Genomic DNA, 24,096 nt, shown 5'->3' with positions numbered 1-24,096 from the left:
GTCAGGCCTTCCAGACCGTCTTGAGGTTGCAGAACTCGCGGATGCCGGCAGCTGCCAGCTCGCGTCCGTAACCGGAGTCTTTGATGCCGCCGAACGGAAGTTCCGGGTAGGACACCGTCATACCGTTGAGGAACACCGCACCGGCGTCGAGGTTGGCGACGAACCAGACCTGCTCGGCTGCGTCGTTGCTCCACACCGCCGAGCTCAACCCGAAGGTGGTCTGGTTGGCGATCTGCACCGCCTCGTCGCGGTCGCTCACCCGGTAGACCGACGCCACCGGTCCGAACGTCTCCTCCAGGACGATTCGCATGTCCTCGGTCAGTCCCGCCAGCACGGTGGGGGTGTAGTACCACCCGGGGCGATCGGGTGCGCTGCCGCCGGCGAGCACCTGGGCGCCCTTGACTACTGCGTCGTCTACCAGTTCGGCCACGTCGGAGCGGCCGGACTCGGTGGCCAGCGGGCCGACGTCGGTGCTCTCGTCCATCGGGTCACCGACCTTGAGCGCGTTCATTCTCTCGACGAAGGCGCCGACGAACTCGTCGTAGATGTCGGCGTGCACGATGAATCTCTTTCCGGCAATGCAGGACTGGCCGTTGTTGGAGATTCGGGCCTTCACCGCCGTCGCAGCCGCCGCCTCGACGTCGGCACTGGGCATCACGATGAACGGATCCGAGCCGCCGAGTTCCAACACGGCCTTCTTGATCTCCTGGCCGGCGGTGGAGGCCACCGACCGCCCGGCCGGTTCGGAGCCGGTCAGCGTGACGGCCTTGACTCGGCTGTCCTCGATGACGGTGGCGACCTCGCGGGCGCTGATGAGCAGCGTGCGGAACGAACCGGTCGGGAAGCCCCCCTTCTCGAACAGGTCGTCGAGGTAGAGCGCGGACCGCGGCACATTGGAGGCATGCTTGAGCAGGCCGGTGTTGCCGGCCATCAGTGCCGGGGCGGCGAACCGGATCACCTGCCACAGCGGGTAATTCCACGGCATCACGGCCAGCACCACGCCGAGCGGCTGCCACACCGTGCCTGCCGAGGAGGCATTGACCGTCGCCGGATCGGCCAGCTTCTCGGCGGCGAGGAACGCTTCGGCGTTGTCGGCGTAGTAACGCATGTTCCTGGCACATTTGAGCACCTCGGCGCGCGACTGCGCGATGGGCTTGCCCATCTCAACGGTGATCATCTCTGCGGCTCTGTCGACATCGGCCTCCAGCAGGTCGGCGGTGGCGTGCATCCACTCGGCACGCTGGGCATACCCGGTAGTGCGCAGTGTCTGGGCCGCTTCGTGCGCCTCGGCGATGCGGCGCTGCACCTCATCGGGAGTGTGGGCCTCGAAGGTCTCGACCGTCTCACCGGTGGCGGGGTTGATCGTCGCGATGGCCATGGCATTCCTTCTCTCGGGGGATCAGTCGAAAATTTCTGGGTGACGGGCCAATTGGCGCCGGGTGCGGCGGATGTGGCCGAGCAGCACCCGCTCGGCCTCCTCGGAATCGCGGTCGCGGATGGCGGCGACCAGCATGTGGTGCTCGTCGTGCACGATGCGGTGGCTGTCGTCGTCGAGCAGCTGGGTGAACGCGCGACGGTAGTGCTGGGTGGTGTTCCACAGCCGTTCCACCGTCGGGCCCAGGAAGGACGTCATCGCACCGGCATAACTGCCCAGATGGAACTCGCGGTCGAGGGCCAGGAATTGCTCGACGTCGGTGGTACCGCGCATCTGCTCGGCGAGTGCGGCCAGCCGATCGACGTGTCCGCCGTCCAGGTGCGGCAGGCTATAGCTCAGCAACAGTGGTTCGATGCGTTCACGCACCTGGTAGAGCTCGACACATTCGTCCAGGCTCAGCCGCGCGATCCACGCGCCGGCGTTGGCCACGGTGGTGACCAGGCCGTCGGATTCCAGGATTCGCAATGCTTCTCGGACCGGAACGCGGCTGGCACCGTACTGGGCCGCCAACTCCTCCTGGCGTAGCCGGGTGCCTGGGGGATACGCCCCGGTCAGGATGGCCTGGCGCAGTTCGTCGGCGACCCGGGCGCCGGTGACGCCGTCACGTACCTGGGGTTGGGTCATCTCAGTCCGCCGGATGATTCGGATTCCACAGCAGCACCGGGGTGTCGGCCTCGTATGCTTTGCCGTCGGGGAAACTGACCAGCTCGAATTGCATGCCCCACGGACTCAGAAAGTACACCCACCGCTGGCCCTCGCTGGCGTTTCGGCTGGCGGTCGGGCCGCCCAGCACCCGAAGCCCCTCGGCCCGCAGATAGGCCACCGCGGCGTCGATGTCGTGAACGTAGAACGCCAAGTGGTGCCCGCCGATATCGCTGTTGCGTGGTTGTGGGGCCTGCCCGTCGGCGGCGTCGTACTGGAAGACCTCGAAATTGGCGCCGGTGCCGCAGCGGTAGAAGCGCAGTTCGCGCATGACGGTTCGCGGATGGACGTTGAGGTGTTGTCGCATCCAATCGTCGTCGTGGGCGTACGGGCCCAGCGTGTAGACGTGCGTGCAGCCAAGGATCCCGACGAAAAAGTCGTGGGCCTCGTCGAGGTCGGGGACCGTGAAACCGATGTGGTCGGTGCCGACCAGGCCAGGTAGGGGCATCGGCCAACCTTTCTGAGTGGATCCAATAGAGCGATAATAGCGCAATGCAGTCCCATTTTTCCGAGGAATCTAGCCAAAGTGTATCCAATCGACGTATGGTGTTGGGACTCGCATCACACCGGACCCGCGTCGGTGTGCACTACCCCGGCGGTCGCTGGAGATGAGGGACATGCCAACCGAAACTCGCCTGGAGACGGGCTCGCCCTGGATCCAATTGGCCACCACCGATGCCGATTACGACGCGGCCGACCCGGCGTTGTTGGCCACGATGCTTGCCGAGTTGCACCTCATCCGCGCGTACGAGGAGACCGTGTTGGAACTGGCCGGTGAGGGCTTGGTGCACGGCCCGGCGCACTCCAGCATCGGACAGGAGGGCGGCGCGGTGGGATCCATCGTCGGCCTACGCTCGACTGACGCAATCAACGGCTCACACCGTGGACACCACCAGTTCCTGGCCAAGGCGCTCACACATGTGTCCGGCGGGGTCATCGACCCGGCCGCGCCGATCACCCCGAAGATCCAGCGGGTGCTGCTGCGCACCCTTGCCGAAATCCTCGGGCTGGCACAGGGATATTGCCGGGGACGGGGCGGCTCCATGCACCTGCAGTGGTTTGAAGCCGGTGCGCTGGGCACCAATGCGATCGTCGGAGGCGGCGTGCCGATGGGCGCCGGCAACGCGTGGGCGCAGAAGCACAGTGCCACCACCGATCTGACGATCAGCTACTTCGGCGACGGGTCCAGCCAGATCGGCTCGGTTCTGGAGACGATGAACCTGGCGGCCGCCTGGAAGCTGCCGTTCTGCTTCTTCATCGAGAACAACCTGTATGCCGTGTCGACACGGGTGGATGAGATCAGTGCCGACCCGCGATTGTCGGTGCGCGGGCAGGGCTTCGGTATCCCAGGCTGGCGGGTTGACGGAATGGACCCGCTGGCTGTGCATCTGGCGACCGAGCAGGCCGCGGTGCGGATGCGCGGCGGGGACGGTCCCGCCGTCATCGAGGCCGAGGTGTACCGGTTCTTCCACCAGAACGGCCCCTACCCGGGCAGCGCCTTCGGCTACCGGGACAAGGACGAGGAAGCGTTGCGGCGCGCCCGCGATCCGCTGGACAAGCTGGCCGGCCAGATGCTCCGGCGGAGTCTGATCGACGAAGCCGGCGTGACCGAGCTGCGCCGGCAAGCGCAGGCCGCGATGACGACCGCGGTGCCCGAACTCCTGGAGGACGATCCGCAGAAGGCCGGTAAGCGCCGCATCCGACCCGACCTGTGGCCCGACCCCGGCTTCGTCAACGTCGGGGTGCGCGGTGACGCCTCCGAACTGTCCTCGTTGGAGATGCTGGAGCCCACCACCCACCAAGGACCCTGGCGCAAGGTGAAATTCATCGAGGCGGTGGCCGGCGTGATGGACCGGCGAATGGCGACCGACGATCGGATCGTGATCTTCGGTGAAGATGTTCACCGCCTCAACGGTGGCACCAACGGTGCCACCAAAGGGTTGGCGAAGTACGGCGCCAACAGGCTCGTCGGCACACCGATCAGTGAGAACGCCTTCACCGGTCTCGGCGGCGGGCTCGCGCTCGACGGACGCTTCCGGCCGGTGGTGGAGTTCATGTATCCCGATTTCATGTGGGTGGCCGCCGATCAGGTGTTCAACCAGATCGGCAAGGCGCGGCACATGTTCGGCGGTGACAACCCGGTGCCACTGGTGCTGCGGACCAAGGTTGCGATGGGATCCGGCTACGGCTCCCAACACCTGATGGATCCCGCGGGCATCTTCGCGACCAGCCCGGGCTGGCGCATCGTCGCCCCATCCACCGCTGCCGACTATGTCGGTCTGATGAATGCTGCTCTGGCACTGCAGGACCCAGTGCTGGTGATCGAACACGTCGATCTCTACGGTGTGCCAGATCAGGTTCCTGAGGGAGACCTGGACTACATCATCGCGCCCGGGCACGCGGCCATCCGCCGGACCGGTGCGGACGTCACGGTGATCAGCTATTTGTCGATGGTGGCACGCTGCGCAGAGGCGATCGAGCAGACCGGTATCGATGCCGAGTTGATCGATCTGCGATGGCTGGATCGTGCATCGCTGGATTGGGACACCATCGAGGCCAGCGTGCGCAAGACCAACGCGGTGTTGATCGTCGAACAAGGTGCCCGCGGCAGCTCCTACGGTGGCTGGCTGGCCGACGAGATTCAGCGCAGGCTCTTCGACTGGCTGGACCAGCCGGTCGAGCGGGTGTCCGGGGAGGAGGCCTCGCCGAGCATCTCCCGGGCGCTGGAACGCGCCGCCATCGCCGGCACCGAAGAAGTCGTCGCCGGTTTGGAGAAGATGCGCACCGCGATGGGGGATAGGTCCTGGGCGAGCGAAGCGACGGGAAATAGGTCCTGGGCGAGCGAAGCGATGGGGGATAGGTCCTGGGCGAGCGAAGCGACGGGAAATAGGTCCTGGGCGAGCGAAGCGACGGGAAATAGGTCCTGATGGCGACCATGGTGCGGATGCCGGAGGTGTTGGCCAACACCGGCGAGGCGATCATCCAGACCTGGCTGGTGACTGTGGGGCAGGAGATCGCGGTCGGTGATCCGATCGCCGAGATCGAGACCGAGAAGGCGGTGGTCGAGTACGCCGCAGAAGTGGCCGGTGTGCTGACCCGGCTCTTGGCCGAGCCCGGAACGACGATCGCGGTGGGTGAACCCATTGCGGTGGTAACGGCGCCCGGTGAGGCCGCCGACGACATCGACGTGGGTGCGCGCGACCCGGAATCGGCGGCCCCGGTGATCGAGAAGGCCGACGAAATGGCCGGGTCCAGCGCGTCGTCTACGGTCGAGGCGCCGCAGCCGGGCGGTGCCCGGACGAATGGTAGACGCCTGTTCGCCACCCCGCTGGTGCGAAAGATCGCTCGGGAGAGGGGTATCGACCTGACGGTCGTGACGGGCACCGGTCCCGGCGGGCGCATCGTGCGCCGGGATCTGGATCGACTGCCTGCCGGTGAATCCGCAGCGCCTCCGTCGGCGAGCACTGCCGGTGAATCCGCAGCGCCTCCGTCGGCGAGCACTGCCGTTGCCGCGAGCACTGCTGTTGCCGCGAGCACTGAGGCGGCCGTGAGCGAAAGAGCCGGCGCGCAGACTGGCTTCGTCGACATACCGCTGACCGGTATGCGTAGGGCGATTGCGCGACGACTCACCGAGAGCAAGACCACGGTCCCGCACTTCTATCTGACCGCCGACTGCCGGGTCGACGGGCTGTTGGAGCTCCGTGGGGCGGTGAACAAGAGCGGCACCGTGAAGGTGTCGGTGAACGATTTCGTGCTCAAGGCGGTCGCCGGCGCGCTGATGGAGGTGCCTGAGGCTAACTCGATGTGGAACGGCGATTCGGTCCGGCGTTTCGACACCGCCGACATCGCGGTGGCTGTCGGGGTAGAGGGTGGGCTGTTGACTCCGGTGCTGCGCGGGGTGGACGGGTTGCCGATATCGGTGGTTGCCGCCCGGATCGCCGATCTCGCCGAGCGTGCCCGCGCGGGCAAGGTCAAACAGCAGGAGCTCGAAGGGGGCAGTTTCTCGGTGTCCAACCTCGGCATGTATGGGGTGACAGAGTTCTCGGCGATACTCAATCCACCGCACTCCGGGATTCTTGCGGTGGGAGGCGCCGTGCAGAAGCCTGTCGTCGTCGACGGTGAACTCGCTGTAGGGACGGTGATGACGGTGACACTGTCGGCCGATCACCGCGTGATCGACGGAGCGGTTGCTGCGCAGTGGATGGCAGCGTTCGTCCGTCGCATCGAGAACCCGCTGTTGATCCTGGTGTGACGGTGACGATCGCTACCCCAGGTTGGGATGAACCACCCGCAGCTTCGCGGCGATCCGCGTCAACGCCCGAAGGTCGGCAACCGAGAGCGGGTCGAGGACGTACTCGCGCACGGCCCGCACATGCACCGGCGCGGCCGCGACCACGAGGCGGTAGCCGTCGTCGGTGAGATGGGCCAGGGTGTAACGGCCGTCGTCAGGGTCGGGGGATCGGGTCACCCAGCCGCGCTGCTCGAAGCGTTTGACCACGTTCGACAGCCGTGACAATGAGCCGTTGGCCAGAAAAGCCAACTCGCTCATGCGGATTCGACGTGCGGGCGCTTCGGAGATGTGGCTCAGGGTGAGGTATTCGAACAATGTCAGATCGACCTGTCGCAGTGGCGACTCCAGCTTGCCGGGCAGCAACAGCATGAGCGAGACCAGACCGGTCCACGCCTGCTTCTCCTCTTGGCTCAGCCAGTTCGGCTCCTCGCTGCGCGCCATGAACGGAACCCTATCCGGCCGTCGCGCCGAGTTCACGTTGAAGCCGTCGGAATCGCAACCCGGAATAACTTCAAGTGTGAAGTCATTGAGTACCGTCGTAGACAGTCCACGCACGAAATGACTATCGAAAGGTGATCGATGGCCGACATCGAGTTCTTCGCGACCCCGGGCTACGGCGAGATGTTCCGCGAGACGCGGCACTACAGCCAGGCCGTTCGGATCGGAAATCGCATCGAGATCTCCGGTCAAGGTGGCTGGGACGACGAGCTGAATTTCCCCGAATCCCTGGAAGCCGAGATCGTCGCGGCGTTCGAGAATGTGGAGCGCACCCTCGCGACAGCGGGCGCAAGCTGGCGCGATGTGGTGCACGTGAACTCCTATCACGTGGCCGCCGATGCGGACACCATCAGCGGTGCACACAACGACGTGATGGTCGCCCAGCTGCGCAGGTGGATGCCCGATCGGGCCCCGATCTGGACGCAGACCGGTGTCTCCGTGCTGGCGGCGCCGAAGATGCGGATCGAGATACGGGTGACTGCCGTCGTCGAGGGGTGACGCCGCCGTGGCCGGTGACGGTCCACCAGGGACGGGTCGATCCACCAGGAGGGGCCGATCAACCAGGAAGGGAATGAAATCCGTCGGCACCGCGCTTTAGTGCAGCATGACCTTCACCCTCGGCGCAGACTCCGCTCTGCTGAAACCTGTCCAGATTGGTGAGATCACGGCCGAGAATCGGATCTTCATGGCGCCGTTGACCAGATCACGCGCGGACGCCGACGCCACACCGTCACCGCTGGCGGCGCGCTACTACGCCCAGCGTGCCGCCGCCGGGCTGATCATCTCCGAGGCCACCGCGGTGTGCGAGCAGGCCAACGGTGCATACCTGAACACCCCGGGCATCTACACCGACCGGCAGCAGGAGGCGTGGGCCGAGATCGCGTCGGCGGTGCACGAGGCCGGCGGCAAGATGGTCGTGCAACTGTGGCACGTCGGCCGGATGGCGCATCCGGACATCAGCGGCTTCGAGAACGTCGGCCCGTCGGCGGTGGCCGCCGATCTGGACACGCACACCCCGAACGGGAAGAAGCCGCTGCCGGTGCCGCGGGCGCTCACGGTGAGCGAGATACAGGAGATCGTCGGTCAGTTCCGTTCTGCCGCCCGACGTGCCGTCGACGCCGGTATGGACGGTGTCGAAATCCATTCGGCCAACGGATATCTCTTACACGAGTTCCTCTCCGACGTCGTCAACCGGCGCACCGACGAGTACGGCGGATCGCCGCAGAACAGGGCCCGATTCGCCGCCGAGGTCATCGAAGCGGTGGCTGCCGAGATCGGCCCGGGACGGGTCGGTGTGCGCCTCTCTCCGGGAAATCCCGCGGGCGACATGGCAGAGATCGACCAGGTCAGCGCTTATGAGTCGTTGTTGTGCCGGATCGCCCCGCTGGACATCGGATACCTGCACCTGGTGATTCAGCCCTCAGAGCCGACGTTCGCGGCGCTGCGCACCCAGTGGGAGGGCACGCTGGTACTCAACACCCCCCGCACCGTCGACACCGATTTCGACCTCCTGGACAACCTTGCGAAATGGGGGGTCATCAGTGCCGCGGCTGTCGGGCGCGCGTTTCTCGCCAATCCGGACCTCCTCGACCGGCTCAAGGTGGGGGCCGAGCTGAACGAGCCGGACATGGCCACGTTCTACGCGCCAGGACCCGCGGGCTACATCGACTACCCGAGGTTGGACGAACTGACCGCACCGCAGTCGGCGTGACGATTGTTCGCCGGCGCCCGCTCAGGTGGCGAACAGCCGAGCGGTCCGGACTTCGTGCCTCATCCCGCTGATCTCCAGTGTTGGGGCGGTGCTCCACACGTCGTCGACCTCACGCGCGCACGCATCGTCGGTGAGCTCCACGACCCGAGTGACGTTATCTGCCTGAATTCGCTGGCTGTGTCGCGGCCCGAGTCTGCCCAGACGAACCGCCGCGCCCAGCATCGAGGCCATCTGCGTGCGCACCGAACCCAGTACCGCGGTGTGCATGGAAATGCCAAGTCGCGCCTGGACGGCACCCTCCACGACGGCGTTGTGGCCCGGCGCGTCGCCGCGTGCCACGGTGTCTAGGTAGTCGCAGTCGGTGATCAGGTCGATATGGTGGGCTGCCGACACCAGCAACCGGCCCGCCGAGGTCGACGCGATCCGGGCGTTGTCGAACAGTTTGTAGGATTCGAGCAGTTCGTCGAGTTCCTGCAGCCGCGGGCCGCTGGAGCCAGCGCGCCACGCGGCGGCGACGAACGTGGCGTCCAGCGGCGCGTACCCCTCGGCGAGGTAGCCGAGGACGGCGCGCCCGATGTCATCGGGACCGGCGCCCGGCCGCTCGGTGAGCCATTCCTCCAGGCCTTGACTGTGCACCATACGACCCGCGGGAAAAGCGCTGTCGTGCAGTTGCATCCACAACGCAAGGGCGGCATGTTCAGTGGTGATGGCCGACATGGTCTCCTGCCGACGTCCGCGACCACCCGTCGACGGCCAGCGGCACCGGCGCGACGGTGCCGGTGAGCCCGAGCTCGGCGAGAAGCTCGGCCGCCGCCTGCGCGCTGGTGAACAGCGGTGCGGCGACGGCGTCGTCTGACACGTCGATCGGCGCGTGTTGATTGCCGAGCAGGTAGCCCAGCATCAGCATCCGCCGGGCTCCCTCGGCGCCGGGATTGTCGTCGAACCTCGCGGTGATGGCCGGCTCGGCCGGACGACGCACGACGACCACCGCATCGCCGTCGTCGGCGATGACCTCACCGGCACGCAGGAAGCTTCCGCGCGGCAGCACGATCTGCACCCGTAGCCCGGTGTCGGCGACGACGACCTGGCGATGTTTGGCCGCATCGCCCCAACCGATGTCGACATGATGACGCCTGCGGCCGTCGAACCGGACATCCTCGGCGTCGCCGAGGTCGGCCAGGGCTCTCACCAGGTCTCCTCGGATGCGCGGGTGCATGCCGCGGATTGCGACCAGGCCCGGCACGCCGCGAACAGACGGTCGCGGATGCGCCGCAGGGCCGTGGCGTGCGGGAGCATGACTCGGACGAAGACCCCGGCCTCGGCGGGCAGCCGGCTCGCGCCGCCATTGCCGTCCAGGGCGCATCTGAGGTCCTGCAGTAGTGCCTCGATCGGGTGCCCGGGAACCACCGCGACGAAGGTCGCCAGATAGTCGCCGTCGACCAGGCTCCCGCCGCGACCACCCTGCGGTCGCAGGAGTTGTCGATCCCGTGCGACGGCGCGTCCGTCCACACGGACGGCGAATGCACTGTCGTAGCGTGCGAAACCGAAGCGTTCGCCGTGGGCGATCCGGCCGGCAGCCAAGGCTTCCCATCCGAAGAAGGCGCCGCCGGTGGCCACATCGACGACCACACGCTGAGTGAATGCGGAAGCCGCGTGCGGGATGACGGTGCCAGGGCAGTACTCCAGGAGCGCGTCGGCATCGACGTTGAATGTCAGCCGGTGCTGTGCCCCCGGACCGTCGCCTGCGAACACCTGAGTGGCGGACTGGGTGGTCAGGTGTAGTTGGGTTCCCGGTCGGCAACTGACCGTTGTTGTGAGTTCGTCATCGGAAAATGTTCCACCGCTTGGGCTTTGCACACACAGGGTGGCGGCGTGCGGGCGGGCGGGGTCACAGTGCAGCGGGACGGTCACCCGCTGGGGATAGCGCTGGTGCAGCGTGGATGCGCGGGTGCGTCCGGATCGGTCGGCGACGACGTCGACGCACAGGGTGCCTGGGAGGATCACCGCCGGCGCCGTCACCGCACACCCGCTGTCAGCATCGCACCGTCGATCACGTGCTTCGTCACGCGCGCGAGTCCGGTACCGGAGTGCAGGTCGGTGAACACGGTCGGCTTGACGGGTCGGGCCAGTGCGCAGTCGCGACGCATCATGTCGAGGTCGGCGCCGACTCGCGACGCCAGATCGATCTTGTTCACCACGAGCAGGTCCGCCTGCAGGAGGCCGATGCCCCGCTTGCGCGGAATGTCGTCGCCGGCGGCGGTATCGATGACGAAGATCCAGTAGTCCACCAGATCCGAGGTGAAGGTGGCGGCCAGATTATCGCCGCCGGATTCGATCAGGATCACCTCCAGATCGGGAAATGTACGGCACAGTCGTTCTGCTGCAGCAAGATTGGCAGAGGGGTCCTCGCGGATCGCGGTGTGTGGGCAGGCGCCGGTCTCGACCGCCAGGACCCGCTCTGGGTCGATGACACCGCTGCGCCGCACCCGTCTGGCATCCTCGTCGGTGACCAGGTCGTTGGTGATCACCCCGACGCTCAAGCCTGCGCGGGTCAGCTCCGGCACCAGCGATTCGACCAGTCTGGTCTTGCCGGAGCCGACCGGACCACCGATTCCGATGCGGATGACGTCGGACATGTGCTGCTCCCTGTCGTGTGGGGTGTCCCGCTCATTTGAGGGTGTACCGGCGGCCCAACGGCACCCGGACCATCGGTGTGCTCACGCACGGCTGACCGTCGACCAGCACGCGATAGGTGTCTGGTTCGATGACGATGTCGGGCAAGTAGTCGTTGTGCAGTAGGTCCGCCTTGGTCAGCGCACGGGCGCCCCGGCACGCCACCAGGGGGGTGGCCAGGCCGAGTCGGTTCCCGAGCCCGGCGTTTATGGCAGCGCCCGCGACGAAGTTGACCGACACATCAGCCGGGGCGTGCCCGAAGGCCGCCCACTGAGGGCGGTACCGCAACGGTTCACACGTCATCAGCGAGGCATTGGCCTCGCCCATCACCGACCACGCCGGGAATCCGCCCTTGAACACCACCTCGGGTCGGATGCCGAAGAATTTCGGCTCCCACAGCACGATGTCGGCGAGCTTACCCGGCTCCAAAGAACCGATCTCGTGGTCGATCCCGAACAGTCGCGCCGGATTGATCGTCAACTTGGCGATGTAGCGAAGAATCCGCGTGTTGTCCGCGCCGGTGCCTTCGTCGGCGGGCAGCGCGCCGCGGGTCGACTTCATATGGGAGGCCAGTTGCCAGGTGCGGGCGATGGTTTCGCCGATGCGTCCCATGCCCTGGGAATCCGAACCCATCGCCGATATGGCGCCGAGGTCATGCAGCACATCCTCGGCGGCGATGGTCTCTCGACGGATCCGGGACTCGGCGAACGCGACGTCCTCGGGGATACGCGGATTGAGATGGTGGCACACCATCACCATGTCGAGGTGTTCGTCGAACGTGTTCAGCGTGTACGGATTCGTCGGATTCGTCGACGACGGAAGGCAGTAGGGCTCCCCGACCACCCGCATGATGTCTGGGGCGTGACCGCCGCCGGCTCCTTCGGCGTGATAGGTGTGGATGGGCCGGCCGCCGATCGCGGCCATGGTGTCCTCGAAGAACCCCGACTCGTTGAGGGTGTCTGTGTGGATCTGCACCTGCAGATCGAGTTCGTCTCCGGCATCCAGTGAGGCGCGGATCGCCGCGGGTGTCGCCCCCCAATCCTCGTGGATCTTGAAGCCGATCGCCCCGGCCAGGCCCTGTTCGATCAACGGTGCCGTGCTCGAGGCGCTGCCGTTTCCGATGAAACCGAAGTTCATCGGGAAGCTCTCGGCCGCACGGAGCATGCGGGCCAGGTTGTTGGGCCCGGACGAGGTGATGCCCACGGTGACTGGACCGAGGCCGCCGCCGATCATCGTGGTGACACCGCTGGAGATCGCCTCCTCGACCAAACCTGCGCTGTCGAAATGAACGTGCACGTCGATGGCGCCCGCGGTCGCGATCATGCCTTCGCCGGCCCGGATATCCGTGCCGGCACCGATCACCAACTCCGGATCGACACCGTCCATCGTCCTCGGGTTTCCGGACTTACCGATCCCGGCGATCCGGCCGTCTCGAATCCCGATGTCGGCCTTGCGGATACCCAGCACCGCATCGATGATCAGCACGTTGGTGATCACGAAGTCGAGGGCGCCCTCGGCATTGGTGATGTCTCCGTGCACCGCCATGCCCTCGCGCATCGTCTTACCGCCGCCGAACACCGACTCGTCACCGTAGACGGTCGCGTCGTTCTCGACCTTGGCGAGCAGTTCGGTGTCAGCGAGCCGGACGCGGTCGCCGGTGGTCGGTCCGTACAACTCGGCGTAGTGACTGCGGCTGATCCGGTGCCCCATGTCACGCCCCCTGGGTGGAGTCGAGGAAGCCGAGTTCGCGTAGCCGGTGCATCAGATCCGCGTCTGGAGCAGTGACCGTCGTGGCGTTGGTCACGTCGTTCTGGCCGATCACGGTGCGTTCGCCACCGTAGCTGGTCAACGAGACCCCCTGCTCTTCACCGGGTTCGAAGCGCACGGCGGTGCCGGAAGGGATGTCCAGACGCATCCCGAACGCGGCGGCCCGGTCGAAGCGCAGTGCCCGGTTCACCTCGAAGAAGTGGAAGTGCGAACCCACCTGGATGGGTCGATCTCCGGTGTTCTCGACGGTGACGACGGCGTGCCTGCGCCCGGCGTTGAGCTCCAACTCGCCATCGCTGGGCAGGATCTCGCCTGGAACCAGGTCAGGTTCGGGTGCCGTGCTGCCGCCGGGCCCGACTGCCGGACCGATGGCGTCGTGGACGGTGACCAACTTCTGGCCGTCCTCGAAGAATGCTTCCACCTGCACCGAGCCCAGCAGTGCGGTGACGCCGGGCATCACATCGTCGTCGGTGAGAACCGTCGCGCCGTGGGCTGCCGCCTCGGCAACGGTGGCGCCGGCCCGAGCGGCCTCGACAACCTCGTCGGCGATCAGGGCGCGCGCCTCGGCGTAGCTGAGGCTCAGACCGGCCGCACGGTGTTTACGGGCCAGTTCGGCAGCGAGGAACAACAGCAGCCGATCTTCGTCCTTGGGAGTCAGATGCATGGCGTCAGCCTGTGATCCCGGCGGCCCACGGATACTCCTTGAGGAACGGGTCGGGTTCGATCGGGGCCGGCGACTCCCAGATCTGATAGATCAGGCCGTCGTCGGCGACCCGGCCGATGCGGGCGGTCTTGGTGACGTGGTGGTTCTCGCCGTCGAGGGTCATCGTGCCTTCGGGTGCGTCGATGGTCACACCGGCGGAGGCGTTCTGGATGTCGGCGACGTCGAACGAATTCGCGCGCTCGACAGTCGCCTTCCACAGATAGACCGCGGAGTAGGCCGATTCCATCGGGTCCGACGTCACCCGGTCGGCGCCGAAACGGTCCTTGAAGTCGGCGACGAATGCCGTGTTCGCCGGCGTGTCGAGCGTCTGGTAGTAGTTCCACGACGAAAGCTGGCCGACCAGTGTTGGTGCGCCGATGCTGCGGACCTCCTCTTCACCGACGCACATCGACATCACCGGCATGACCTCCGGAGTCAGGCCTGCGCTGCGATACTCCCGGAAGAACGCGTTGAGCGAGTCGCCGACCACGACGTTGAAGATCGCGTCGGCGTCGGCGCTGCGGATCTTGTTGACGATGGTGGAGAAGTCGGTGCTGCCCAGCGGTGTGTAATCCTCTCCTTTGATCTCGATGCCGTTCGCCAGTGCGTAAGCCTTGACGATCGCATTCGAGGTGCGTGGGAACACGTAGTCGCTGCCGACCAGGTACAGCGACGTGACGCCCTGTTCCTTCAGATAGTCCAGCGCCGGGATGATCTGCTGATTGGTCGTGGCGCCGGTGTAGAAGATGTTCGGCGAGCTCTCCAGTCCTTCATATTGCTGGCCGTAATACAGCAGCGCGTTGTCGTCCTCGAAGACCGGCAGCATCGCTTTGCGGCTCGCGGAGGTGTATCCCCCGAAAACCGCTGCAACACAGTCGGACTGAACGAGCTTCTGAGCCTTCTCCGCGAATATGGTCGGCTCCGAGGCGCCGTCTTCGCCGATCAGCTCCAGTTGCTTGCCGAGTACGCCGCCGGAGGCGTTGACCTGCTCGACGGCCAGCACGATCGCGTCCCGGATCACCGACTCGCTGACGGCAAGACCGCCCGACAACGAGTTGATGGCGCCGACCTTGACCACATCGCCGGAGGTGTCGGCACAACCGGTCTGCGCTGCCGAGACGTTGTCGTCCCCGGCGCGGCTGCCGCACCCGGCGAGCGCGGTTGCCGCCGCAAGCAGCGCGACAGTACATCGAATTCTGTTCATGGGGGCCGTCCCTGGTGAGGCATTGGGTGTCCGCACGGCGTTGTGGGACGAGTTTCGGTGCCGCCCAGCGTAGAAACCACGACCCACCTCCACCATGGGAGAAATCTCCCAAATCACCGAGTCGTTTCCGCCCTGCCTCAAGTCGGAAACGTCGCGGAAACACCACCTGTCGATGATGGCCTGACTGACCCGGGGGAGACGGCGAAGGAATACGCAGGTATGGCTGGGATCTATGGCGACGTGCTGGGCAGTGAGCTGAGCACCGAGACCCGCGCCCACGATCTGCTCGACACGCTCGCCGGCCGGGCGGCGTCGTCGGCGTCGGCGATCTGTCTGTGGGATCCGATCCGGCGCTGCCACGTCGGCGTGGCCAACCACGACTATCCCGACGAGGTGATGGACCACTTCAACTCATGGTTCGTCGACAACGACCCGCTGTTCGACGCGATGCGCGTGCACGGTCTCGGTGCCTTGCGATGGCGCGACTTTCCCGACTACCGAACCGGCTATTCGGTCAACAACGTTTTCCGCCCTGCCGGGTTCGACGAAGGCCTTTCGGCACGGCTGGTGACAACCGACGGCACCTACGTCGGAACGATCCATGTCAATTGCGACGATCCCCGGTACCCGAGCGACGATGACGTGGCCGAGATCAACGCGCTGCGAACACAGGTGGCCGAGCAGTTGGACTTCTCCCAACGGCCGCGGATCGTCTCCGAGCTGATCGCACCTGATGCGCAGGCCTGGGCCGTCGATGATCTGGGTCGGGCGCACCTGCTGCGGTACGGCGACACATTTGATTCCGCCCTGGATGCGCTGGCGATCAGCGAGCTGGCCCTGTCATTCCTTGCTGCGGCGCCTGTCCTCAGGCCTGAGGCGCTGCGCTGGCATGACGGGAACTCCTGGCTGCACGTGCGGCGTATCGCGACATCGTCGCGATATCGCGGGGACAGTCTGTGCGCGGTGCTGTTGGTGACACGGGTACCGCTGCCGATGGGCATCACGCCGCGCGAGCTTGACGCGCTCACGCTGGCGGTCTGCGGTTTCACCAATTCGGAAATCGCTGAGCGGCTGTTCATCAGCGCGCGCACTGCCGGCCATCACCTGGAGAGTGCCTCCGCCAAACTCGGTGCGGCAAACCGCGCGTCGTGTGCGTCGCACGCCATATCGCTGGGCCTCGTGTCGGCGGACGTACTGCGCGACCTCGGAGGTGGGCAGTCCGTCGCGGTGTAGGGGGTCATCACCCGGGCGCACAACATGATTGGAGCCCACGAGGTGAGGTTTTACGCACCAGCGCCCGCTGGATGCATCCACCCTCCGCCCTGGATGAAGTCGGCGTCGAAGCGCTGCCAGGGTGGGAAGCGATGGTCACGTCTTCTTGTTCTTGGCGTAGTGGCGCGCAGCCCGCGCCCGGTTACCGCAGCCGTGGGAACACCATTCACGCCGGCCGTCGCTGAGGAAGAACAGAATGCAGCCCGGGGCGCCGCAGGCCCGCAAGTGGGCACGGTCGGGTCCGCCGAACAATTCCACGGCATCGGCGGCGATGGTGCCGAGTGCCGACTCGATCTCACCTCCGTCGCTGGTGGCGACGACGTGCGGCGTGGGATGCATCGACAGTTCGCTCCACCGCGAAGGCATCGCAGCGTGACGGTTGAGGACTGCCACCGCGTCATCGTCCGCGGGTTCTGCCTTCACCAGCGACCCGGCGAGGGCTCGGATGGCAGTGCGCAGTGTCCACCGTCGACTGGAGTCTGGAGCGGGCGGCCACCCACGCCGGCGCACAGCAGACCGTCGACTTCGTCGTCGAACAGGTCATCGCGATCGAGCAGGAGACCGGCCTGCGCTGGACTTTCGGCGGCTACTCGAAGTTCAACCCGTGACATCATGTGTGAACCCTTCGGGCGGCGGGAAACACACGGGGATGGCTACCTACCGTGTTCTGAATCCCAAGGGCGACGTCGTCGACACCAAAGACATCGAAAGTGCCGAGGACGCGCACGCGTGGTTCGTCGACCAGAAGGCCGACAACTCCGAGCTGGGGTGGCGCATGGAGGTCGAGCATGACGGCGAATGGTCGTTCTTCGACGACACCGAGGGCACCTCTGACTGACTGACCGGCGTCAGCCCGAATCTGACCGCACTCCAGGCTGCCCAACCAAGCGGTTGGGCGAGGCTGCTAGCATCGCGCACAGAGGAGCAGCCTCCCCGCGGGCTCAAACCCGCGAAACCCCTGAACAGGACCTGGAGAACACATGTCCGAAGAAGCCTTCATTTACGAAGCGATCCGCACCCCTCGCGGCAAACAGCGCGGCGGTTCGCTCAACGAGGTCAAGCCGGTCAACCTCGTGGTCGGTCTCATCAACGAGATCCGCGCCCGCTATCCCGACCTGGACGAGAACCTGATCAGCGACGTCATCCTCGGCGTCGTTTCCCCGGTGGGCGACCAAGGCGGCGACATCGCCCGCACCGCCGGCCTGGTCGCCGGCCTGCCGGAGACCACCGGCGGCTTCCAGCTCAACCGGTTTTGCGCGTCCGGCCTGGAGGCCGTGAACCTGGCCGCCCAGAAGGTCCGATCCGGCTGGGACGACCTGGTGCTTGCCGGCGGTGTTGAATCGATGAGTCGGGTCCCGATGGGCTCTGACGGCGGCGCCTGGGCCAGCGACCCCGAGACCAACTACCGGATCGGCTTCGTCCCCCAGGGCATCGGGGCCGACCTGATCGCCACCATCGAGGGTTTCTCGCGCGAGGACGTCGACGCTTATGCCGCACGTTCGCAGGACCGGGCCGCGGCAGCCTGGTCGGGCGGGTACTTCGCGAAGTCGGTGGTGCCGGTCAAGGATCAGAACGGTCTGGTCGTGCTGGATCACGACGAGCACATGCGCCCGGGATCGACCGTGGAAAGCCTCGGCAAGCTGAAGACCGCCTTCGACGGCATCGGTGCGATGGGCGGCTTCGACGATGTGGCGCTGCAGAAGTATCACTTCGTGGAGAAGATCAACCACGTCCACACCGGCGGCAACAGCTCGGGGATCGTCGACGGCGCGGCGCTGGTGCTCATCGGTTCTGAGTCCGCCGGTACGTCGCAAGGCCTGACCCCGCGCGCCCGCATCGTGGCCACCGCGACCAGCGGCGCCGACCCGGTCATCATGCTCACCGGCCCGACTCCGGCCACCCGCAAGGTGCTCGACCGCGCCGGCCTCACGGTCGACGACATCGACCTGTTCGAGCTCAACGAGGCTTTCGCCTCGGTGGTGCTGAAGTTCCAGAAAGACCTCAACATCCCCGACGAGAAGCTCAACGTCAACGGCGGCGCCATCGCGATGGGACACCCGCTGGGTGCCACGGGCGCCATGATCACCGGCACCATGGTCGACGAACTTGAGCGGCGTAACGCGCGGCGTGCGCTGGTCACGCTGTGCATCGGCGGCGGCATGGGCGTGGCAACCATCATCGAGAGGGTGTAAAGCAATGGCCGAGAACACTATTCAGTGGGACAAGGATGCCGACGGCATCGTCACCCTGACGCTGGACGATCCGACCGGTTCGGCCAACGTGATGAACGAGCACTACAAGGAATCCATGCACAACGCCGTGCAACGCCTTGTGGAGGAGAAGGATTCGATCACCGGCGTGGTGATCGCCAGCGCGAAGAAGACGTTCTTCGCCGGCGGTGACCTCAAGGGCATGATGAAGGTCGGCCCCGACAACGCCGCCGAATCGTTCGCCGAGGTCGAGTTCATCAAGGCCGACCTGCGCGCGCTGGAGACCCTGGGCAAACCCGTCGTGGCGGCCATCAACGGCGCCGCCCTCGGTGGCGGCCTGGAGATCGCGCTGGCGTGTCATCACCGCATCGCCGCCGACGTCAAGGGCGTGGTGATCGGTCTGCCCGAGGTCACCCTGGGTCTGCTGCCCGGCGGCGGCGGCGTCGCGCGCACCGTGCGCATGTTCGGCATCCAGAAGGCGTTCATGGAGATCCTCAGCCAGGGCACGCGCTTCAAGCCGGGCAAGGCCTTGGAAATTGGGCTTGTGGATCGGCTCGTCCAGTCCGTCGACGAACTCATTCCGGCCGCCAAGGCGTGGATCAAGGCCAATCCCGACGCCCACACCCAGCCGTGGGACCAGAAGGGCTACAAGATGCCCGGCGGCACGCCGTCGCATCCGGCGCTGGCCGCCATCTTGCCGTCGTTCCCGGCGCTGCTGAAGAAGCAGCTCAAGGGTGCGCCCATGCCGGCGCCGCGCGCCATCCTGGACGCCGCCGTCGAGGGTGCGCAGGTGGACTTCGACACCGCCACCCGCATCGAGAGCCGCTACTTCGTCTCGCTGGTGACCGGCCAGACCGCCAAGAACATGATCCAGGCGTTCTTCCTGGACCTGCAGGCCATCAACGGCGGTGCCTCGCGTCCCGACGGCATCGCCAAGCAGGAGATCAAGAAGATCGGCGTGCTGGGTGCGGGCATGATGGGCGCCGGTATCGCCTACGTCTCGGCCAAGGCCGGCTATGACGTTGTGCTCAAGGATGTTTCGCTCGAAGCCGCCCAGAAGGGCAAGGGCTACTCCGAGAAGCTGGAAGCCAAGGCGCTGGAGCGGGGTCGCACCACCAAGGAGCGTTCCGAGGCGCTGCTTGCCAAGATCACTCCGACCGACGATCCGGCCGATCTCAAGGGTGTCGATTTCGTGATCGAGGCCGTGTTCGAGAACCAGGACCTCAAGCACAAGGTGTTCCAGGAGATCGAGGACATCGTCGAGCCGAACGCGCTGCTGGGCTCCAATACCTCCACGCTGCCGATCACCGGCCTGGCTTCCGGGGTCAAGCGCCAGGAGGATTTCATCGGCATCCACTTCTTCTCACCCGTGGACAAGATGCCGCTGGTAGAGATCATCAAGGGCGAGAAGACCTCTGACGAGGCGCTGGCCCGGGTGTTCGACTACACCCTGGCCATCGGCAAGACCCCGATCGTGGTCAACGACAGCCGTGGCTTCTTCACCAGCCGTGTCATCGGCACCTTCGTCAACGAGGCGCTGGCCATGCTCGGCGAGGGCGTGCCGGCGGCCAGCATCGAGCAGGCCGGGGCGCAGGCCGGTTACCCGGCCGCTCCGCTGCAGCTCTCCGACGAGCTCAACCTGGAGTTGATGCAGAAGATCGCCACCGAGACCCGCAAGGCGACCGAGGCGGCCGGCGGCACCTACGTGGCGCACCCGGCCGAGGAAGTCGTCAACAAGATGATCGAGATCGGTCGTCCATCGCGGCTCAAGGGTGCGGGCTTCTACGAGTACGTCGACGGCAAGCGCGTTGGCCTGTGGCCCGGTCTCGCCGAGACGTTCAATGCCGGGTCTGGTTCCGGCGCGGCCGATATCCCGTTGCAGGACATGATCGATCGCATGTTGTTCGCCGAGGCGCTGGAGACTCAGAAGTGCCTCGACGAGGGTGTGCTCACCTCGACCGCCGATGCGAACATCGGCTCGATCATGGGCATCGGCTTCCCGCCCTACACCGGCGGTTCGGCGCAGTTCATCGTCGGGTATCAGGGCGCCGGTGGCATCGGCAAGGAAGCCTTCGTGGCTCGCGCCAAGGAGTTGGCCGCCAAGTACGGCGAGCGTTTCAACCCGCCGTCCTCCTTGGCCTGAGTGCTGACGCCCTAGGCGACTGACGCAGAACCCCCGCGACCCCCGAGGTCGCGGGGGTTTTCGCGGTTTCGGCCGAGGGGCACGCGGTCCGGCGTGGCGTAGGGAGGTGCGGGCTCATCGTCGAGCCGCGGACACCGGCGAGGGCTGCACGCCGTGGGCAATCCCGCCCGCGGCGTGGATACCGGCGGCGAAGGACAGTATCGGTCGGAAGGTACGGGAAGAGCGCAGCTTCCGCAGTATACGGAGCCCGGGGGAATGTCGCTTGTAGAACATGACTCCACCCTCCCGCCTGCGGAGCTGACGCGAAAGTGGCCCTGGTGCCTATCTTGCTTAAGATAGTGACATGCACACTGTCGCGATCCTCGCCTATGACGGAATGTCGGGTTTCGAATCGGGGACGGCCGCTGAGATCTTCGGTATGACCGAACTGTCCGAGCGGTTTTCCGCGGGTCTGGCGCGGCCCTGGTATTCGGTCAAACTCTGCTCCGAGCACACCGAGAACCGGATGCTCGGTGGCGCCGTTGTCCATACCTCCTACGATCTCGACGACCTGGCCGCAGCTGACACGGTGGTGATTCCCAGCGTGCGCGACGTCGCCGAGCCGATATCGCCGGCGCTGGTGGCGGCCATCAAAGCGGCCGACGAGCGGCAGGCCAGGCTGGTGTCCATCTGTTCGGGCGCGTTCGTGCTCGCCGCGGCCGGAGTGCTCGACGGCCGCACCGCGACCACCCACTGGATCTACGCCGACATGCTCAAGGCGCAATATCCCGGCGTCGACGTCGATCCGGCACCGCTCTACGTCGACAGCGGTCGCGTCCTCACCAGTGCCGGCTGCGCCGCGGGCCTCGATCTGTGCCTTCACATCGTGCACAACGACTACGGAGGACGGGTGGCCAACGACCTCGCCCGGAGGATGGTGATTTCACCGCACCGGTCGGGTGGGCAAGCGCAGTACATCGAGAACCCCGTGCCCGAACCTCTGGACGACGGGCGGATAGCCGCGGGAATGGCCTGGGCGATGGAGAATCTCGACCAACCCATCACGCTCGATCAACTGGCCGACCGCTCGGCGATGTCGCGGCGCAGCTATCTGCGGCACTTTCAGAAGGCCACCGGTACAACGCCGATCAAGTGGCTCATCGAGCAGCGGGTACACGCCAGTCTGACGCTGCTGGAGGGGTCGGCGCTGTCCATCGAGCAGATCGCCGTGCGAGTGGGATTCGAGTCCCCGGCGACCTTCCGCCATCATTTCGCCCGGCAGATGCGTACCACCCCGAGTGACTACCGCAGCGCGTTCACCGGGCCACAGGTGGAACCGACCGTTGCGCCACGCACGCCATCGGCGACCGAGCCGGTCTAGACCGCCCCGAGATCTGCGGAGAGCCAGTGTTTCGGGTCGACGAATACGGCCACGCTCTCGCCATGCTCGCGCCTGGCGAACTCGAGGTAGCCGTCCACCTTCTCCGGCTCCAGATAGCGCTTGGTCATCTCCACGAGTTGTTCGTCAGTGCCGGTCTCGATGCGTAGGACCGGACCGTCGACGGCCACGTAGCGCACGGTGGGCTGCACGCGGTCCACCATCAGTGACACGTGGCCACTCGCCTGGATGAGCCGGTGCTTACGCGAACCGGCGCCGGTGGTGAACCACAGCTCACCCCCCGGCGAATACTGGTACCAAATGGGCACGGTGAGCGGGCCACGGTTCTCGCCGGCGTCAACGGACAGCGCAGCGACGTGGGGTTCGGCGAGAAAATGTTCACGTTCATCCTTGGAAAGGGCCATGATTCGTACGGTACTGACCGGTGCCGACTACCGCGCGAAATGAGGTATCGGGCCTAAAGTCGAGGGCATGCGCTTCGGAATCTTCATCCCCCAGGGCTGGCGGCTGGACCTGGTCGGCATCGCACCGCACGAGCAGTGGCAGACGATGCGTGATCTCGCTGCCTATGTGGACCGCGGCGACGTCTGGGACTCGTTGTGGGTATACGACCATTTCCATACGGTTCCGGTCCCCACCTCGGAAGCCACCCATGAAGCCTGGACGCTGATGTCGGCCTACGCAGCCACGACGTCGCGGATCAAGCTGGGGCAGATGTGCACGGCGATGAGTTACCGCAATCCGGCCTACCTCGCCAAGGTTGCCGCGACTGCTGACATCATCTCCGGCGGACGCATCCAGATGGGTATCGGTGGCGGCTGGTACGAACACGAGTGGCGGGCCTATGGATACGGCTTTCCCACGGCCGGCGTTCGGTTGGGACGGCTCGACGAAGGCGTCCAGATCATGCGCGACGCCTGGCGCGACGGCGTCGTGACGTTTGACGGCAAGCACTATCAGGTCGACGGGGCCATCGTCGCTCCCCAGCCCCTGCAACCCGGCGGAATCCCGCTGTGGATCGCCGGGGGTGGTGAGAAAGTGACACTTCGTATCGCCGCGAAGTATGCGCAGTACACCAACTTCACCGCGGAGCCGGAGGGCTTCGCCCACAAGTCACAGGTGCTCGCAGACCACTGCGGCGAGGTGGGGACCGAATTCGACGCCATCGTCCGTTCGGCGAACATCAATGCCGTCGTCGGGTCTTCCGAGGCGGAAGTGCGGGAGCGGCTGGCAGGCGTGCGTTCTCGGATCAGCGCCCTGACCGGCGAACCGGCTGCCGACGCCATGCTGAACTCGATGAGTACGCCGGCGGGCGGGAGCGGCACGCCCGAGCAACTCGTGGAAGCGCTGCAGCGACTCCGTGGTCTCGGATGCGAGTACGTGATCTGCTATTTCCCCGAGGCCGCCTATGACCGCTCCGGGGTCGAGTTGTTCGAGCGCGAGGTAATTCCGGCGCTGTCCTGATAGCCGGTGGCCGCGGATCGGCGGCTCGTGACGAGCGGGTCGCCGACCGGTGATGTCGTTCCAGGCTGCCCACGCCGTTCCGGCGTCGACCGGTGTCCTGTCAGCACGTAACAGGCAAATACTGACGCTCGCGACGCCGTCCTCGACATCGCCCGGCCGCGGCCGCCCCGTCCGGACGTGCAGTGGGATGGCAGGGGGCAGTGTGTCCGCTGAGCCAGGTCCGCACGCAGTCGCGATTTGAGCAACGTCATCTGCCAGCATCATCAGCTCCGTACAGTGCAGACTGTGGGTTGCCGACCGCAAACCCAGGCCTGCACCGCCGGGCCCGACCAGGGCTAACAGTGTCCATTCGCCGCGATGATGACCGGCGATCCGGCGTACTTCTGTGCGCAATTTTCGCCTATGCAAATTTGCTGATCCTTGGTAACGTTGCCGCGTGATCTCGGTACTTGCTAGAGCAACTAGCTGTCAGGTGGTAGCCGAGTGCATGCCGACGCAAAAAAAGATCGCAAATTTCGTTAACGGAGTCACGTTATTGGCTTAGGCTCACCCCTAGCTGGGCGCGCGCTGAATCTGGAGGCGTGCGCCCAGCAAACCAGGCAACACTGATGAGGAATGGTCACGGAGAGTTCGGCGGGGGCTCTC

General features: G+C 65.9%; 24 protein-coding genes. 11 read left to right on the top strand and 13 right to left on the bottom strand.

Annotated elements, in window-relative coordinates; all coding sequences use genetic code 11:
- Nucleotide 1: 1 nt before the first annotated feature.
- Genes ACNUDN_RS22940 through ACNUDN_RS22930 form a run of 3 tightly spaced genes read right to left on the bottom strand, consistent with a single transcriptional unit; the run spans nucleotide 2 to nucleotide 2,585 of the window.
- Entirely contained in the window at nucleotides 2-1,378 is a 1,377-nt protein-coding gene (locus tag ACNUDN_RS22940) for an NADP-dependent succinic semialdehyde dehydrogenase (RefSeq protein WP_419124032.1), read from the bottom strand.
- A 21-nt stretch (nucleotides 1,379-1,399) separates the two neighbouring features.
- A complete protein-coding gene (locus tag ACNUDN_RS22935; RefSeq protein ID WP_419124031.1) occupies nucleotides 1,400-2,059 on the bottom strand; it encodes a GntR family transcriptional regulator in 660 nt (219 codons plus the stop codon).
- Between the two features lies 1 nt (nucleotide 2,060).
- Nucleotides 2,061-2,585, bottom strand: coding sequence for a VOC family protein (locus ACNUDN_RS22930; RefSeq protein ID WP_419124030.1), 525 nt, complete (start codon nucleotides 2,583-2,585; stop codon nucleotides 2,061-2,063).
- A gap of 169 nt (nucleotides 2,586-2,754) precedes the next feature.
- Here ACNUDN_RS22930 and ACNUDN_RS22925 point away from each other — a divergent pair, with 169 nt between their 5' ends.
- Nucleotides 2,755-5,064 (top strand): dehydrogenase E1 component subunit alpha/beta, encoded by a 2,310-nt coding sequence (locus ACNUDN_RS22925; RefSeq protein WP_419124029.1) that lies wholly within the window; start codon nucleotides 2,755-2,757, stop codon nucleotides 5,062-5,064.
- Nucleotides 5,064-6,389 carry a dihydrolipoamide acetyltransferase family protein gene (locus tag ACNUDN_RS22920; RefSeq protein WP_419124028.1) on the top strand — a complete coding sequence of 442 codons (1,326 nt, stop codon included), beginning with the start codon at nucleotides 5,064-5,066 and terminating at the stop codon, nucleotides 6,387-6,389. Before ACNUDN_RS22925 ends, ACNUDN_RS22920 begins: the two co-directional genes overlap by 1 nt.
- A 12-nt stretch (nucleotides 6,390-6,401) precedes the next feature.
- On the opposite strand, the gene ACNUDN_RS22915 is transcribed toward ACNUDN_RS22920, so the two are convergent.
- Nucleotides 6,402-6,869, bottom strand: a complete 468-nt coding sequence (locus tag ACNUDN_RS22915) for a MarR family winged helix-turn-helix transcriptional regulator (RefSeq protein ID WP_419124027.1) — start codon at nucleotides 6,867-6,869, stop codon at nucleotides 6,402-6,404.
- 138 nt (nucleotides 6,870-7,007) lie between these two features.
- Here ACNUDN_RS22915 and ACNUDN_RS22910 point away from each other — a divergent pair, with 138 nt between their 5' ends.
- Both ACNUDN_RS22910 and ACNUDN_RS22905 read left to right on the top strand, forming a co-directional pair.
- Nucleotides 7,008-7,424, top strand: coding sequence for a Rid family hydrolase (locus ACNUDN_RS22910; protein WP_419124026.1), 417 nt, complete (start codon nucleotides 7,008-7,010; stop codon nucleotides 7,422-7,424).
- 106 nt (nucleotides 7,425-7,530) lie between these two features.
- On the top strand, nucleotides 7,531-8,637 hold the full coding sequence (locus ACNUDN_RS22905; protein ID WP_419124025.1) for an alkene reductase: 1,107 nt from the start codon (nucleotides 7,531-7,533) through the stop codon (nucleotides 8,635-8,637).
- A 21-nt stretch (nucleotides 8,638-8,658) separates the two neighbouring features.
- Here the strand turns inward: ACNUDN_RS22905 and ACNUDN_RS22900 are convergent, their stop codons facing one another.
- From ACNUDN_RS22900 to urtA, 7 genes are read right to left on the bottom strand one after another with little or no spacing between them, the layout of a single operon-like run.
- Nucleotides 8,659-9,354, bottom strand: coding sequence for an urease accessory protein UreF (locus ACNUDN_RS22900; protein WP_419124024.1), 696 nt, complete (start codon nucleotides 9,352-9,354; stop codon nucleotides 8,659-8,661).
- Nucleotides 9,335-9,853 carry an urease accessory protein UreE gene (locus ACNUDN_RS22895; RefSeq protein WP_419124023.1) on the bottom strand — a complete coding sequence of 173 codons (519 nt, stop codon included), beginning with the start codon at nucleotides 9,851-9,853 and terminating at the stop codon, nucleotides 9,335-9,337. Before ACNUDN_RS22895 ends, ACNUDN_RS22900 begins: the two co-directional genes overlap by 20 nt.
- Complete coding sequence (locus ACNUDN_RS22890; RefSeq protein WP_419124022.1) at nucleotides 9,823-10,656, bottom strand: urease accessory protein UreD; 834 nt, start codon at nucleotides 10,654-10,656, stop codon at nucleotides 9,823-9,825. The genes ACNUDN_RS22895 and ACNUDN_RS22890 overlap by 31 nt, the downstream gene beginning before the upstream one ends.
- A complete protein-coding gene (gene ureG, locus ACNUDN_RS22885; protein ID WP_419124021.1) occupies nucleotides 10,653-11,273 on the bottom strand; it encodes an urease accessory protein UreG in 621 nt (206 codons plus the stop codon). Before ureG ends, ACNUDN_RS22890 begins: the two co-directional genes overlap by 4 nt.
- Nucleotides 11,274-11,304: 31 nt before the next feature.
- Nucleotides 11,305-13,020, bottom strand: a complete 1,716-nt coding sequence (gene ureC, locus ACNUDN_RS22880) for an urease subunit alpha (protein WP_419124020.1) — start codon at nucleotides 13,018-13,020, stop codon at nucleotides 11,305-11,307.
- 1 nt (nucleotide 13,021) lies between these two features.
- Nucleotides 13,022-13,741, bottom strand: coding sequence for an urease subunit beta (locus tag ACNUDN_RS22875; protein ID WP_419124019.1), 720 nt, complete (start codon nucleotides 13,739-13,741; stop codon nucleotides 13,022-13,024).
- 4 nt (nucleotides 13,742-13,745) lie between these two features.
- Nucleotides 13,746-14,984 carry an urea ABC transporter substrate-binding protein gene (gene urtA, locus ACNUDN_RS22870; protein WP_419124018.1) on the bottom strand — a complete coding sequence of 413 codons (1,239 nt, stop codon included), beginning with the start codon at nucleotides 14,982-14,984 and terminating at the stop codon, nucleotides 13,746-13,748.
- Nucleotides 14,985-15,203: 219 nt separating this feature from the next.
- Between urtA and ACNUDN_RS22865 the strand changes: the two genes are divergently transcribed.
- Nucleotides 15,204-16,217 (top strand): helix-turn-helix transcriptional regulator, encoded by a 1,014-nt coding sequence (locus ACNUDN_RS22865; protein ID WP_419124017.1) that lies wholly within the window; start codon nucleotides 15,204-15,206, stop codon nucleotides 16,215-16,217.
- Nucleotides 16,218-16,352: 135 nt separating this feature from the next.
- Here ACNUDN_RS22865 and ACNUDN_RS22860 read toward each other — a convergent pair whose 3' ends face one another.
- Complete coding sequence (locus tag ACNUDN_RS22860; RefSeq protein ID WP_419124016.1) at nucleotides 16,353-16,766, bottom strand: CGNR zinc finger domain-containing protein; 414 nt, start codon at nucleotides 16,764-16,766, stop codon at nucleotides 16,353-16,355.
- Here ACNUDN_RS22860 and ACNUDN_RS22855 point away from each other — a divergent pair.
- The 5 genes from ACNUDN_RS22855 to ACNUDN_RS22835 all read left to right on the top strand — a co-directional run bounded on the left by ACNUDN_RS22855 (nucleotide 16,715) and on the right by ACNUDN_RS22835 (nucleotide 21,969).
- On the top strand, nucleotides 16,715-16,864 hold the full coding sequence (locus ACNUDN_RS22855) for a hypothetical protein (protein WP_419125352.1): 150 nt from the start codon (nucleotides 16,715-16,717) through the stop codon (nucleotides 16,862-16,864). The two genes, ACNUDN_RS22860 and ACNUDN_RS22855, sit on opposite strands and share 52 nt — an antisense overlap.
- 41 nt (nucleotides 16,865-16,905) lie before the next feature.
- Entirely contained in the window at nucleotides 16,906-17,094 is a 189-nt protein-coding gene (locus ACNUDN_RS22850; RefSeq protein ID WP_419124015.1) for a hypothetical protein, read from the top strand.
- A 142-nt stretch (nucleotides 17,095-17,236) separates the two neighbouring features.
- A complete protein-coding gene (locus ACNUDN_RS22845; protein WP_419124014.1) occupies nucleotides 17,237-18,448 on the top strand; it encodes an acetyl-CoA C-acetyltransferase in 1,212 nt (403 codons plus the stop codon).
- 4 nt (nucleotides 18,449-18,452) lie between these two features.
- Nucleotides 18,453-20,609, top strand: coding sequence for a 3-hydroxyacyl-CoA dehydrogenase NAD-binding domain-containing protein (locus ACNUDN_RS22840; protein WP_419124013.1), 2,157 nt, complete (start codon nucleotides 18,453-18,455; stop codon nucleotides 20,607-20,609).
- 343 nt (nucleotides 20,610-20,952) lie between these two features.
- Complete coding sequence (locus ACNUDN_RS22835; RefSeq protein WP_419124012.1) at nucleotides 20,953-21,969, top strand: helix-turn-helix domain-containing protein; 1,017 nt, start codon at nucleotides 20,953-20,955, stop codon at nucleotides 21,967-21,969.
- Here ACNUDN_RS22835 and ACNUDN_RS22830 read toward each other — a convergent pair.
- Nucleotides 21,966-22,391 (bottom strand): pyridoxamine 5'-phosphate oxidase family protein, encoded by a 426-nt coding sequence (locus ACNUDN_RS22830; RefSeq protein WP_419124011.1) that lies wholly within the window; start codon nucleotides 22,389-22,391, stop codon nucleotides 21,966-21,968. The two genes, ACNUDN_RS22835 and ACNUDN_RS22830, sit on opposite strands and share 4 nt — an antisense overlap.
- A 67-nt stretch (nucleotides 22,392-22,458) precedes the next feature.
- On the opposite strand from ACNUDN_RS22830, the gene ACNUDN_RS22825 reads away from it, so the two are divergent.
- On the top strand, nucleotides 22,459-23,451 hold the full coding sequence (locus ACNUDN_RS22825; protein ID WP_419124010.1) for an LLM class F420-dependent oxidoreductase: 993 nt from the start codon (nucleotides 22,459-22,461) through the stop codon (nucleotides 23,449-23,451).
- Nucleotides 23,452-24,096: the final 645 nt, after the last annotated feature.

Origin of the sequence: Mycobacterium sp. smrl_JER01, from assembly GCF_048513595.2 — a bacterium.
GTDB lineage: Bacteria > Actinomycetota > Actinomycetes > Mycobacteriales > Mycobacteriaceae > Mycobacterium.
The sequence above is the reverse complement of the archived record's forward strand: the minus strand, read 5'-3'. Positions and strand labels throughout refer to the sequence as shown.